The 13,397-nt window shown below is 51.3% G+C and carries 15 protein-coding genes; all 15 read left to right on the forward strand.

The window, feature by feature from the left end:
- The first annotated feature begins 92 nt into the window (after window positions 1-92).
- The 15 genes from ACZ41W_RS05315 (at window position 93) to ACZ41W_RS05385 (ending at window position 13,349) form a co-directional block, all read left to right on the forward strand.
- Entirely contained in the window at window positions 93-404 is a 312-nt protein-coding gene (locus tag ACZ41W_RS05315; RefSeq protein ID WP_464313847.1) for a DNA ligase, read from the forward strand.
- Window positions 394-1,533: a DUF2800 domain-containing protein gene (locus ACZ41W_RS05320; protein WP_464313848.1), complete on the forward strand. Its 1,140-nt coding sequence runs from the start codon at window positions 394-396 to the stop codon at window positions 1,531-1,533. Before ACZ41W_RS05315 ends, ACZ41W_RS05320 begins: the two co-directional genes overlap by 11 nt.
- Window positions 1,526-2,101, forward strand: coding sequence for a DUF2815 family protein (locus tag ACZ41W_RS05325; protein WP_464313849.1), 576 nt, complete (start codon window positions 1,526-1,528; stop codon window positions 2,099-2,101). The genes ACZ41W_RS05320 and ACZ41W_RS05325 overlap by 8 nt, the downstream gene beginning before the upstream one ends.
- Window positions 2,102-2,354: 253 nt before the next feature.
- Window positions 2,355-4,295, forward strand: coding sequence for a DNA polymerase (locus ACZ41W_RS05330; protein ID WP_464313850.1), 1,941 nt, complete (start codon window positions 2,355-2,357; stop codon window positions 4,293-4,295).
- Window positions 4,296-4,375: 80 nt separating this feature from the next.
- Window positions 4,376-4,795, forward strand: a complete 420-nt coding sequence (locus tag ACZ41W_RS05335) for a DUF7768 domain-containing protein (protein ID WP_464313851.1) — start codon at window positions 4,376-4,378, stop codon at window positions 4,793-4,795.
- Window positions 4,796-4,798: 3 nt separating this feature from the next.
- Window positions 4,799-5,122 carry a hypothetical protein gene (locus ACZ41W_RS05340; RefSeq protein WP_464313852.1) on the forward strand — a complete coding sequence of 108 codons (324 nt, stop codon included), beginning with the start codon at window positions 4,799-4,801 and terminating at the stop codon, window positions 5,120-5,122.
- Window positions 5,122-7,395 (forward strand): phage/plasmid primase, P4 family, encoded by a 2,274-nt coding sequence (locus tag ACZ41W_RS05345; protein ID WP_464313853.1) that lies wholly within the window; start codon window positions 5,122-5,124, stop codon window positions 7,393-7,395. Before ACZ41W_RS05340 ends, ACZ41W_RS05345 begins: the two co-directional genes overlap by 1 nt.
- A gap of 138 nt (window positions 7,396-7,533) precedes the next feature.
- On the forward strand, window positions 7,534-7,815 hold the full coding sequence (locus ACZ41W_RS05350) for a VRR-NUC domain-containing protein (protein WP_464313854.1): 282 nt from the start codon (window positions 7,534-7,536) through the stop codon (window positions 7,813-7,815).
- A complete protein-coding gene (locus ACZ41W_RS05355; protein ID WP_464313855.1) occupies window positions 7,796-9,160 on the forward strand; it encodes an SNF2-related protein in 1,365 nt (454 codons plus the stop codon). The genes ACZ41W_RS05350 and ACZ41W_RS05355 overlap by 20 nt, the downstream gene beginning before the upstream one ends.
- A 58-nt stretch (window positions 9,161-9,218) precedes the next feature.
- Complete coding sequence (locus ACZ41W_RS05360; protein ID WP_464313856.1) at window positions 9,219-9,413, forward strand: hypothetical protein; 195 nt, start codon at window positions 9,219-9,221, stop codon at window positions 9,411-9,413.
- A gap of 131 nt (window positions 9,414-9,544) precedes the next feature.
- Window positions 9,545-9,826: a hypothetical protein gene (locus ACZ41W_RS05365; protein ID WP_464313857.1), complete on the forward strand. Its 282-nt coding sequence runs from the start codon at window positions 9,545-9,547 to the stop codon at window positions 9,824-9,826.
- Window positions 9,827-9,933: 107 nt separating this feature from the next.
- Complete coding sequence (locus tag ACZ41W_RS05370; protein WP_464313858.1) at window positions 9,934-10,290, forward strand: HNH endonuclease; 357 nt, start codon at window positions 9,934-9,936, stop codon at window positions 10,288-10,290.
- 108 nt (window positions 10,291-10,398) lie between these two features.
- Window positions 10,399-10,950, forward strand: a complete 552-nt coding sequence (locus ACZ41W_RS05375; RefSeq protein ID WP_464313859.1) for a P27 family phage terminase small subunit — start codon at window positions 10,399-10,401, stop codon at window positions 10,948-10,950.
- Window position 10,951: 1 nt separating this feature from the next.
- On the forward strand, window positions 10,952-12,115 hold the full coding sequence (gene metK, locus ACZ41W_RS05380; protein ID WP_464313860.1) for a methionine adenosyltransferase: 1,164 nt from the start codon (window positions 10,952-10,954) through the stop codon (window positions 12,113-12,115).
- Window positions 12,105-13,349, forward strand: a complete 1,245-nt coding sequence (locus ACZ41W_RS05385; RefSeq protein ID WP_464313861.1) for a site-specific DNA-methyltransferase — start codon at window positions 12,105-12,107, stop codon at window positions 13,347-13,349. The genes metK and ACZ41W_RS05385 overlap by 11 nt, the downstream gene beginning before the upstream one ends.
- Window positions 13,350-13,397 lie beyond the last annotated feature (48 nt).

The raw sequence follows: 13,397 nt of genomic DNA on the forward strand, positions 1-13,397 counted from the left end.
TCTCACTGCGATCAGCGTTGTATCCATGCGGTTAGCAAGAAAATTGACCTTGCTCGCCGGACAGAGCCAATCCAAGGAAGGAGGAAAAGCACATGAGCAAAATGAGCGACATGGCCATGACCATCGAAGAACTACGCAGCGCAGCTGCAGCTATTAACGAAGCCGCAAATTGGCTAGCGGAGCAGTTCAGCAGCAATGAACCAACTCCGGAGCCCACACCCACCGAACCGGTGCTTACGCTGGAAGCGGTCAGAGCAGTTCTTGCGGATAAGTCCCGCACTGGCTTCACCGCTCAGATTCGCTCTCTGCTCCAGAAGTACGGTGCCGATAAGCTGTCCGGTATTGACCCGGCAAACTACAAGGCCCTGCTTGAAGATGTGGAGGGACTAACCGATGCCACCTAAAGGACATGCACTTCTATCCGCATCCTCATCGGAGCGTTGGCTCCATTGCCCTCCCAGCGCTCGACTTTGCGAGAGCTACGACGATAAGGGCAGCAATTACGCTGCCGAAGGCACCGACGCTCACGAGCTTTGTGAGTACAAGCTCCGCCGGGCACTTGGCATGGAGGCAAAGGACCCGACCGAGAACCTCACCTGGTTCAACGAAGAAATGGCTGACTGCGCTTCTGGTTACGCCGCCTACATCCTTGAACAAGTAGAAGCAGCCAAGCAAAACTGCTCTGACCCTGTTGTCCTGATCGAGCAGCGTGTGGACTTCTCTCGCTGGGTAGAATCCGGCTTCGGCACCGCTGACTGCATCATTATTGCAGACGGCACCTTGCAGATATGCGACTACAAACACGGGTTAGGCGTTCTCGTAAGCGCTGAAAAGAATCCGCAAATGCAGTGTTACGCCCTTGGTGCCCTGGAGCTGTTTGACGGAATCTACGACATCGACACCGTTCTCATGACCATTTATCAGCCCCGGCGCGATAACATCAGAACCTATGAGCTCTCAAAAGATGAGCTTTACCGCTGGGCAGACGAGATTCTCAAGCCTACCGCCGATCTTGCTTTTGCCGGTGATGGTAACTTTCTCTGCGGTGAATGGTGTGGTTTCTGTAAGGCAAAGCACGACTGCCGCGCCAGAGCCGATGCCAATATGGAGCTTGCCCGCTACGACTTCAAGCTGCCGCCGCTACTTACTAATGAGGAAGTCGAAGAAATCCTTACCCGAGTCGATGACCTTGTCTCTTGGGCCACAGATATCAAGGAATATGCCCTGCAACAGGCCATCAGCGGCAAGGAATGGAACGGTTGGAAGCTGGTCGAAGGCCGCTCAAATCGCAGGTACACCAATGAAACAGCAGTCGCCAACACAGTAAGCAGCGCAGGTTATGACCCATATGACCACAAGGTCCTCGGTGTCACCGCCATGCAGAAACTGCTAGGCAAATCCCGCTTTGACGAACTACTCGCGCCCTACATCGAAAAGCCGCAAGGTAAACCCACGCTTGTATCGGAGAGCGACAAACGCCCGGTCATGAACACAGCCAAAAATGATTTTATGGAGGAAAACAATTATGAATAACAACACAAACAAAGCCAACAACCCAATGAAGGTTATCACTGGACCCGACACCCGTTGGAGCTATGCAAACATCTGGGAGGCTAAGAGTATCAACGGCGGCACTCCTAAGTTCTCTGTTTCGCTCATTATACCGAAGTCTGATACCAAAACCGTCGCAAAGATCAAGGCGGCTATTGAAGCTGCTTACCACGAAGGCGAAGCCAAGCTCAAAGGTAGTGGCAAGTCCGTGCCCCCGATGGCGGCAATCAAGACTCCGCTCAGAGATGGCGACAGCGAGCGTCCAGATGATCCGGCCTACGCCAATGCATACTTCATCAACGCCAATTCCGCTACTGCTCCTGGCATCGTGGACGCTGATCGCAATCCTGTTCTGACCCGCTCCGAGGTTTACTCCGGCGTGTATGGCAGGGCCAGCATCAGCTTCTACGCTTTCAATTCAAACGGCAACAAGGGCATCGCTTGCGGTCTGAACAACCTGCAGAAGGTGCGCGACGGCGAGCCTCTCGGTGGCAAGGTTAGTGCCGAGTCCGATTTCGCAACAGACGATGATGACGACTTTTTGTCTTAAGGAAGGGCGGTAAACCAATGACAACTATTTTACTAAACATCCTTTTGGGATTGTATTCAGCTCTGTGTGTCACGTTCCTGGTCTCAATGGTTCAGAGCATTGGAAGTGATCGCAAGAGAGCAAGACGCGATGAAGAACGCGAAGCTCGTGATAAAGAGTATCACGAAAAACGGATGCGTGACTTCAAATAAAAAACTGTGGACGGCGGTAGAGAACTTCTTTACCGCCGTTCCTTATAAAAGGATGGTCAACTATGAAAACACTCTCAATAGATATTGAAACCTATAGCAGCGCCAATCTCGCCAAATCAGGTGTATACCGCTATGTCGAATCACCAGATTTCGAGATACTTCTTTTCAGCTACAGCATTGACGGCGATAATGTCCAGGTCGTTGACCTTGCCAGCGGAGAGAAGCTGCCCAGCGATGTTATCACCGCACTCATGGATGAAACAGTGATCAAATGGGCGTTCAACGCAAACTTTGAACGGGTCTGCCTATCACGTTTTCTTGGGCTCCCTACCGGCAAATACATCAACCCTGCCTCATGGAAATGTTCAATGGTATGGGCAGCGACGATGGGGCTGCCTCTGTCGCTGGAAGGCGTCGGCTCGGTGCTGAAGCTGGATAAGCAGAAACTCACCGAAGGCAAGGACCTCATCAAATACTTCTGTCAACCTTGTGCTCCAACGAAAGCCAACGGTCAGCGCAGCCGGAATCATCCCTATCACGCACCCGATAAATGGTCTGCGTTTAAGAAATATAATATCCGTGATGTTGAAGCTGAAATGTCCATTCAAGAAAAGCTCGCCAGGTTCCCGGTTCAGGATAGTATCTGGGACGAATACCACCTCGATCAGGAGATTAATGACCAAGGCGTTGCGCTGGATATGACACTGGTCAAAGAGGCTATCGCAATGGACGGTCGCTCGCGGTCAGAGCTTTCCACCGCGATGAAACAGCTGACAGAACTTGAAAATCCAAATTCGGTACAGCAGATGAAGCAATGGCTTGCCGACAATGGCATGGAAACCGACACGCTTGGGAAAAAGGTTGTGGCAGAGTTACTCAAAACAGCGCCTCCGGACCTTGCAGATGTACTCTTACTAAGACAGCAGCTTGCCAAATCATCGATTCGGAAATATCAGGCTATGGAAAATGCGATCTGTACCGATGGTCGCGCCCGTGGGATGTTTCAATTTTTCGGAGCCAACCGGACCGGGCGCTGGGCAGGCAGGCTTATTCAAATGCAAAACCTCCCTCAGAACCATCTGGAGGACTTGGCCGAAGCGCGTGCCCTTGTTCGCTCCGGTGATTTTGATGCCCTGGAAATGCTCTATGAGGATGTGCCGGACACGCTCTCGCAGCTTATCCGCACTGCCTTCGTCCCAAGGGCCGGGGCTAGGTTCATCGTATCAGACTTCAGTGCCATCGAAGCCCGCGTGATCGCATGGCTGGCCGGTGAACAGTGGCGACAGGACGTCTTTGCCAAGGGTGGCGATATCTACTGCGCTTCCGCATCACAAATGTTTAAGGTGCCGGTTGAAAAGCATGGTGTCAACGGCCACCTTCGTCAAAAAGGCAAGATTGCTGAGCTCGCGCTCGGTTATGGCGGCTCAGTGGGTGCGCTCAAAGCAATGGGCGCCATCGAAATGGGGCTCGATGAGCACGAACTCCATCCGCTGGTTGACGCGTGGCGGCAATCCAATCCGCGCATCGTGAAATTCTGGTGGGACGTGGATAAGGCCGTTATGGAGGCGGTTCGGTATAAACGCACCAACTTGACACATGGGATCACTTTCTCCTGCCAGAGTGGGATGCTTTTCATTACGCTTCCTTCCGGTAGGCGGCTTGCCTATGTGAAGCCACGAATCGGTGAAAACAAGTTCGGTGGGCAGTGCATCACCTACGAAGGTGTAGGCGCAACTAAAAAGTGGGAACGGCTGGATTCCTACGGACCAAAGTTCGTGGAAAACATTGTGCAGGCAACTGCCCGCGACATCCTCTGCAGTGCCATGCAAACACTCCGGCACTGCTCCATCGTCATGCATGTCCACGACGAAATCGTCATCGAGGCTGATCCACGAGTGTCTCTGAAAGCTGTCTGTGAGCTGATGGGCCGGACGCCGTCTTGGGCTAAGGGGCTACTGCTCCGAGCCGATGGCTACGAGACAGATTTTTATAAAAAAGATTGAGCCTTTTTCGTTCAAACCCGTTTTTGACCTCCATTGGGTAATAGAGGTGGACAAAAAGCCCGCCCGGATTGGAGGTCAAAATGAGCATTGATAAATTTAACAGCGAGGGTTACTACGACCCAACCGCCTACGAAGCCTTGTCTGCTATCGAAAAAGAAGAAAAGGCACTTCGAGCATTCAGGCCAATTGTCTACATCTGCTCTCCCTTTTCAGGAGATGTAGAAGCAAACGTAAAGGCTGCACAACGCTACAGCCGTTTCGCCGTTGACAAGGGCTTTATCCCCATTGCGCCGCATTTGCTATTTCCGCAGTTTTTGAACGACGACATTCCTGCCGAACGCCAGCTTGGACTGTTCTTTGGGAATGCGCTGATGAGCAAGTGCTCCGAGGTTTGGGTGTTCGGCAGCACCATCTCAGCTGGTATGTCGGCTGAAATCAAGAGAGCCAAGTGGAAGAACTACCGCTTGCGCTACTTTACTGAAAACTGCGAGGAGGTTTAAATCATGTACGCTATCACAGAAAAGGAAAGAAATATCGACGGCACCATTATCACAACCTTTAGCCGCGACATATTCAACGCAAATGTTCTCGAAGTCGAGGCTGGCACCAACGGTTATAAGGGTGGAGATTCCGGCCACGGCAGCCGCACTTACTTTCGCATCGAGAACGCTGGAGGTACCGACATTGAAGCGCATCTGATCGGGCCGTATGGCACAGATGGCATAGAGGTGTCTCTTGGTGGTGACTGCGAGCTTGAAACAATCATCACCGCACTCAAATTCATCATCAAAGTGCTGGAGGATGGCGCAACGGAGGTGAACGACTGATGTTCACTCTTTATCACGCCGATTTCATCGGCAACCCCGGCAACTGCTCATATCCACACAAGGTTGAGGTCACTGACGCAAGTTCCTTGATCGCAGCTGTTGGCCATGACTATGTGTGCGCCGAATACCGGAACAGCTACAGGAATGGTGAAAACTACATCGGTAGCAATTGCCTACCGGTGGACTGCGACAATGATCACTCAGAGCAACCGGAGGATTGGGTGCTACCCGCCGACGTCATGGAGGCGTTCCCCAGCGTCACCTTTGCCGTTCATTATAGCCGCTACAATATGCGCGAGAAAAACGGCAAGCCCGCTCGACCCAAATTCCATGTACTGTTTCCCATTGACCACGTTACAAACGCGGCTTGCTACAGCGATATGAAGAAGCTGGTCAACGCCATCTTTCCGTACTTCGATACCAAGGCGCTGGATGCCGCACGTTTCTTCTTCGGGACGACCTCTCCGGAAGTTGAAATCTACACCGGCAGCATGAACTTGAGTGAGTTTCTGGTGGGCGAAGAGTTCGATGCTGATATGGCAGGTAGCCATCGTTCCACTCAAGTCATACCAGAAGGAAGTCGAAACGCCACCATGTCCCGTTTTGCCGGTCGAGTCATCAAAAAATACGGTGACAGCGACGCCGCTTTTCAATGTTTTTTAGAGGAAGCTGCAAAATGCTCACCTCCGCTTGATGAAGCAGAGCTCATGACCATTTGGCACAGCGCCCAGCGCTTCTTTTCAAAGGTACAGCAGCAGGACGGCTATGTTTCTCCGGAGGTCTACAACGACCCGACGTCCTATATGCCAGGCGATTTCTCTGATGTAGGACAAGCAGAGGTGCTGGCAAAATACTTCTCTGGGGAACTACGGTATTCTCCGGCTACCCATTTTATCCGTTACACCAGCCATTACTGGCAAGAAAGCGAACCCGGCGCACAGGCCGTTGCGCATGAGCTGACTCGCCGTCAATTGGAGGAAGCCACAAAGGATCTGCAGGCTGCAATGATGCTCCTGACACAAAACGGCGCTCAGGAAATCCTAGCAAACGCATCAAAGGCAAAGGCTGAATCACTTATGAACGATACACAGCTCGAGGCTTACAAAGCATTTCTTTCAGCCAAAGCATACCAGTCCTTCGCCATCCGTCGCCGAGATTCAAAGAATATCACCGCGACGCTAAAGGAGTCCCGTCCTATGCTGGAAATCTCTCCACGTGATCTTGATGCGGACTGCTTTCTACTTTGTACGCCTGCTGCTACTTACGATCTGCGCAAAGGGATGACAGGAGCCAGAGAGCATTCACCTGATGACTTCATTACGAAAATGACGTCCGTTTCACCCAGTTCCAAGGGCGAACAGATCTGGCAGAACAGTTTGGACCTTATCTTCTGTGGCAATCAGGAGCTTATCGACTATGTGCAAATGATCTGCGGCTTAGCCGCCATCGGCAAAGTCTACGTGGAAGCCTTGATCATCGCTTATGGCGGCGGGCGCAACGGTAAATCTACCTTCTGGAACGCCATCTCCCGTGTGCTTGGCCTTTATAGCGGCAACATCTCCGCAGATACCCTGACGGTTGGATGCCGCCGAAATATCAAGCCGGAAATGGCCGAGGTTAAGGGCAAGCGCCTGCTTATCGCTGCTGAGATACAGGAAGGCGCTCGACTCAACGACTCTACAGTCAAGCAACTCTGCTCTACCGACGATGTATTCGCTGAAAAGAAGTACAAGGACCCGTTCAGCTTCACGCCCTGCCATACGCTGGTGCTCTATACAAACCACCTGCCGAAGGTCAGCGCCTCTGATGACGGTATCTGGCGCAGATTGGTTGTTATACCCTTCGACGCCAAGATTGAGGGTAGCAGTGACATTAAGAACTACGGCGAGTACCTCTATCAGAACGCTGGCGAGAGCATTCTCGCATGGGTGATTGAGGGTGCCAAGAAGGTCATTGCGCTGGATTACAAAATTCCTGTGCCGGAGTGCGTGCAGCAAGCCATATCGGAGTACCGGTCGCAAAACGACTGGTTTGGCCATTTTCTTGAGGAGAAATGCGAGCTTGATGCAAGCTTTCGCGAAAGTTCCAGTTCGCTTTATCGGGCGTATCGCAATTACTGCGTTGACACAAATGAATATATCCGCAGCACTACGGACTTCTATTCTGCACTGGAGGCTGCTGGGCATGGCCGTATCAAGGTCAAAAACAAGCGGTTCTTTTCAGGACTGAGGCTTAAAATCGATGACGGAGATTTTGAGGATTTCTTGAGTTGATGGACTATGGGGTAACCTCGATTAAGGTCATATACAAAAAGTCTCTTAAGGACTAAAAAAATAGCTCTAAGAAAAGTTCTATATATGACATGCATCGAGGTTACCCCATCCTTAAAAATCCTGATGGAGAGAGTGAATATGAGAGAAAAAACAATCGAAAGAATACTGGTTACGGCAGTTAAGGCTGCCGGAGGCATTGCACCAAAGTTCACGAGTCCTGGATTTGACGGAATGCCTGACCGCATCGTGCTTCTACCGGGTGGTCATATCGCTTTCGTTGAAGTTAAGGCTCCCGGCGAAAAGCCCAGACCACTTCAGCTGGCAAGGCACAAATTACTACGCGGGCTTGGCTTCAAGGTTTATGTACTTGATGACGAGCAGCAGATTGGAGGGCTTCTTGATGAAATACAAACCGCATGATTACCAGAAATACGCCACCCGCTACATCGAGGAGCATCCCATCTCCGCTGTTCTACTCGATATGGGTCTTGGCAAGACGAGCATCACGCTGACGGCGCTGAACGATCTGCTGTTTGACAGCTTTGAAGCCCACCGCATTCTGGTGATCGCACCACTGCGAGTAGCTCGGGATACATGGCCTGCTGAAGCAGATAAGTGGGATCATCTTCAGAACCTCATCTGCTCCGTTGCAGTCGGCACTGAAGCAGAGCGTCGTGCGGCGCTTATCAAACCCGCTGACATCTACATCATCAACCGGGAAAATATTCAGTGGCTCATTGAGGAAAGTAAGCTGACATTTAACTTTGACACGGTCGTGGTAGACGAGCTGTCCTCCTTCAAGAATTATCAGGCAAAGCGTTTTCGGGCTCTGATGAAGGTACGACCTAAGGTCAAGCGCATCATTGGCCTCACGGGTACCCCTTCCGCAAATGGTCTCATGGACCTCTGGGCTGAGTTCAGGCTTCTGGATATGGGTGCTCGCCTCGGACGATTCATCAGCCACTACCGGCTAGACTACTTCCAGCCAGACAAACGTAACGGACAGGTCATCTTCAGCTACAAGCCTCTGCCCGGAGCTGAACAGCGCATCTATGACAAGATCTCCGACATCACCATTTCCATGAAGTCTACCGACCTTTTGAAAATGCCGGAACTGGTCAGTAGCGAATACACCGTCCGCCTCTCTGACGAGGAGCGCCAGCGTTACGACGAGCTGAAGCAGGACCTCGTATTGCAACTTCCTGACAGAGATATCACTGCTGCTAATGCCGCCGCGCTCACCGGCAAGTTATGTCAGTTGGCAAATGGTGCGATCTACACCGACGATGGCGACACCTTCTCCATCCATGACCGAAAGCTGGATGCACTGGAGGATATCATCGAGGCCGCTGGTGGCAAGCCGATTCTTGTGGCCTACTGGTTCAAGCATGACCTTGCCCGCATCACGGAGCGTCTACAAAAGCTTCATGTTCCGTTTTCTAAGCTGGACAGCGCCGACAGTATCCGAAAGTGGAATGCTGGCGAACTACCCGTAGCTCTGATCCACCCCGCCTCTGCCGGTCACGGTTTAAACCTTCAGAGTGGCGGTTCCTGTATTGTCTGGTTCGGGCTGACCTGGTCACTGGAATTATATCAGCAGACCAACGCCCGCCTATGGCGACAAGGACAAAATTCTGAAACGGTTGTGGTGCAGCACATTGTGGCCAAAGACACCATCGACGAGCGGATTCTAAAGGTGTTATCCAAGAAGGACAGCACCCAAGCCGCCCTGATCGATGCTGTAAAGGCCGATCTGCAAGCCTGAGACAATCAACGACAATCAGTGCCAATCCGAGAGAAATAAAAATCCGGAGGTACAGATTATGGACCCTTATCAAGAATTAGCAAACGCCATCGTACTTCAGGCAGTTAAGGACTACCGCCTGCACGATGATGAGCAAGAACTTGCCAGCATCGAACGCTTCTTCCGTTCTGATTGGTTTGGTGTTCTCACGAATATTAATCCAGAAATCCTCATCACTAAGCTGAGAAAGGAAAAGGTGCGCTATGAATACTAAAACCTACCTTTCTCAGGCACGCTATCTGGATATGCGTATCAAATCCAAGCTCCAGCAAGTTGATTCTCTGAACGAACTGGCAACAACCTGCACATCGTATGCCGAGAAACCCCAGCGGCTCAACCTCCCGCATGGCTGATGCAATTTGCAAGATCGTTGACCTGCAGAACGATATTAATCATGACATCGACATGCTGGTTGATCTCAAGAAAGAAATCATGAGTGTCATCAAGGCTGTGGTAAATCCGGAGCACCAGACCATACTGGAGAAGCGTTATCTCTGCTTCCTCTCTTGGGAGAAGATTGCGGTGGATATGGGCTATGACCTTCGCTATATTCATAAGCTCCACACCCGGGCACTGGATGACTGCAGAATTCCTGCTCCCAATGAAGTAGACACAAAAAGACACTGAAAGACACGTGCCACTCCTGATATCATTATAATCAGGAAGATAGAATCTAAGAGAGCCTTGTGGGAGCAATCCCGCAGGGCTTTTCTTGTGCACAAGGAGGTGAACCCATGCCATATAAACCAAAGCGTCCCTGCGCCTACCCCGGATGCGGTCGGCTCGCTGATCGTGAGCAATACTGCGCCGAGCATCAAAAGGTCGTGGACAAACAGTACAACCAGTACGAGCGAGACCCCAAGTCCAACAAACGCTACGGCAGAAGCTGGAAGCGCATCCGCGACCGCTACATCAAGTTGCATCCCCTTTGTGAGGAGTGCGAGAAGCAAGGCAAGCTGACGCCTGCCGAAGAGGTCCACCACATCCTTCCGCTCTCCAAGGGTGGCGGCAATGAAAAGAGTAATCTGATGGCTCTATGTAAATCCTGTCACTCCCGAATTACTGCTGAAAGCGGTGACCGGTGGGGGTGATCAAATCTCTAAAACTTTTCAAACTGGACAGCGGCGTGGGGCTTCGTGTTAAAAAACGCACTTTCAAACGAGGGAATAGCCCCATCCCCGCAAAGTGAGGTGATATTTTTGGCAAAAGACGGTACCAACCGTGGCGGCGCTCGTATCGGTGCAGGCGCAAAAAAGAAGCCCTTAGCCGACAAAATAGCCGAGGGCAATCCCGGCGGCAGAAAACTTACTGTGATGGAATTTCAAGATGCAGCAGATCTCAAAGGACTTGAAATGCCTGAACCAAACAAAATGCTCGAAGCCATACAGAAAGACGGTAAGACACTCGTCGCAAGCGAGATCTATAAATCCGCCTGGACTTGGCTGAACGAACGTGGCTGTGCGGTGCTTGTAGCTCCGCAGCTTCTGGAGCGGTACGCCATGAGCGTGGCCAGGTGGATTCAGTGCGAGGAAGCAGTCACTGAATACGGCTTTCTGGCAAAGCATCCCACTACAGGCAATGCAATTCAGAGCCCCTATGTGGCGATGGGTCAAAACTACATGAACCAAACAAACCGCCTATGGATGGAGATTTTTCAGATCGTAAAGGAAAACTGCACCGGCGAGTACAGCGGTGTGAATCCGCAAGATGATGTTATGGAGCGGCTCTTAACCGCCCGGAAAGGAAAATGATATGACAAAATACAAAACTTCTGAAAGTGTCTGCAAGGGTCACCCAGATAAACTCTGCGACTTGATTGCAGACAGCATTCTTGATGCATGTCTTCGCAAAGATAAAACTTCTCGCGTGGCCTGCGAGGTCATGGCGACTAAAGGAAAAATCATCGTAGCGGGCGAAATCACCTGCTCGAAGAAAGTAGACATCCGCTGGGTGGTCCGTAGAGTTCTTGAGGAGGTCGGCTACAACCCTTGGAAATTCATTGTATTTGTATTCGTCCACCAGCAAAGCAAGGATATCGCGGGTGGTGTGGATCAAGCGCTGGAATCTCGCACCGGAGATACCTCTTGGTATTCCATGCTCGGCGCTGGCGATCAAGGTACTGTTTATGGCTATGCTACGGATGAGACGCTAGAAAAACTTCCGCTCCCTCTGGTATTTGCTCATAGCATTTGTCGAAAGCTTGATAGCACCATGAAGAACGGCATCATCAAAGGCATCGGTCCTGATGGCAAAGCCCAAGTCACTGTCGAGTATGAAGATGACAAGCCCAAACGCATCAAAATGATTATTGTTTCTGTACAGCACCGCACTAATAAGGATTTAGAGATTCTCCGCAGTGAGATCATCTCCCAAGTGCTGTGGCCGGTGTTCGAGAAGTTCCCATTTGATGATGACACTGAAATCCTCATCAATCCCTCCGGACGTTTTGTCGAGGGCGGACCTGCAGCTGACACCGGATTGACCGGTCGAAAGATTATGGTCGATAGCTATGGCGGACTTGCTGCTCATGGCGGTGGTGCGTTTTCCGGCAAGGACCCGACGAAGGTTGACCGCTCCGGTGCATACATGGCAAGGGTCATCGCAAAGAACATCGTCCGTTGCGGCTATGCCAAACGCTGTCAGGTGGCCATCTCCTATGCTATCGGCAAGGCTGATCCTGTTGCAGTTGAGATTGATACCTTCAGTACAGGTACTGTTTCTGATGAAATTCTTCGCAAAGCGGTCATCGAGGTTTTCAACCTCCGTCCAGCTGCAATCATCGAAACGCTGAGTTTGCGAGATCCCATCTATGCAGATACAGCAACCTATGGCCATTTCAGCGGAACGCTTTCTCGCTGGGAATGGCTGGACCGTTATAACGAACTACGAGAGGTGGTAAAAAAATATGCTGATTGAGAAAAAGAAAACCGCCGAGCTTCTGCCTGCGGACTACAATCCCCGCAAGGACTTAAGACCCGGCGATCCGGAATACGATAAGCTGAAGCGCTCAATTGAACAGTTCGGATACGTCGAGCCGGTCATCTGGAATAAGGTGACCGGCTGTGTTGTAGGTGGGCACCAGCGTTTGAAGGTGCTCATCGACATGGGCATCACCGAAGTTGAGTGCGTAGTGGTCGAAATGGACGTCGAGAAGGAAAAGGCTCTCAACATCGCGCTGAACAAGATTTCCGGCGAATGGGATAAAGAAAAGCTGGCTCTGCTCATTGCAGATTTACAAGGTGCGGACTTCGATGTATCGCTCACAGGCTTTGATCCCGCTGAACTGGATGATTTGTTTAAGGATAGTACCAAAGACGGCATCCACGATGATGATTTTGATGTAGAAGCAGAGCTAAAGGAACCTCCCATTACCAAACTCGGCGACGTCTGGACCCTTGGTCGGCACCGGCTGGTATGTGGCGACAGTACCAAGAAGGACACCTTTGACTTGCTGATGGCCGGTACCAAAGCCAATCTCGTGATCACCGACCCGCCGTACAACGTCAACTATGAAGGCAGCGCCGGAAAAATTAAGAACGACAACATGGGTAACGACGCTTTCTACCACTTTCTGCTCGATGCCTTTACAAACACTGAAGCGGTAATGGCAGCTGACGCCAGCATCTATGTTTTCCATGCCGACACCGAAGGGCTGAATTTCAGGAGAGCCTTTGTGGATGCCGGTTTTTATTTGTCCGGCTGCTGCATCTGGAAAAAGCAGTCGCTTGTGTTAGGGCGCTCTCCTTACCAATGGCAGCACGAGCCTGTGCTCTACGGCTGGAAGATAACCGGAAAGCATCAGTGGTACACCGGTCGGAAGGAAACCACCATCTGGGAGTTTGATAAACCTAAGAAAAATGGCGATCACCCGACTATGAAGCCGGTCCCGCTCTTGGCGTATCCGATTATGAACAGCAGCATGAGCAACACGCTTGTGCTCGATCCCTTCGGCGGCAGCGGTTCAACGCTCATCGCTTGTGAACAGTCTGACCGATCCTGCTTCACCATCGAGCTTGATGAGAAGTTCTGCGACGTTATCGTCAAACGGTACATCGAACATGTCGGTTCTAGCGACAAGGTTTCTGTCCAGCGCGATGGTCTGCTCTACTCCTATGCGGAGGTGACAGCCAGCGAGGATAGCAAGGCTTGACGACAGCACTGCTGATGATAAACAGTCGATTACTCCGATTCGATTTGG

It is taken from the genome of Fusibacter fontis, from assembly GCF_055378735.1.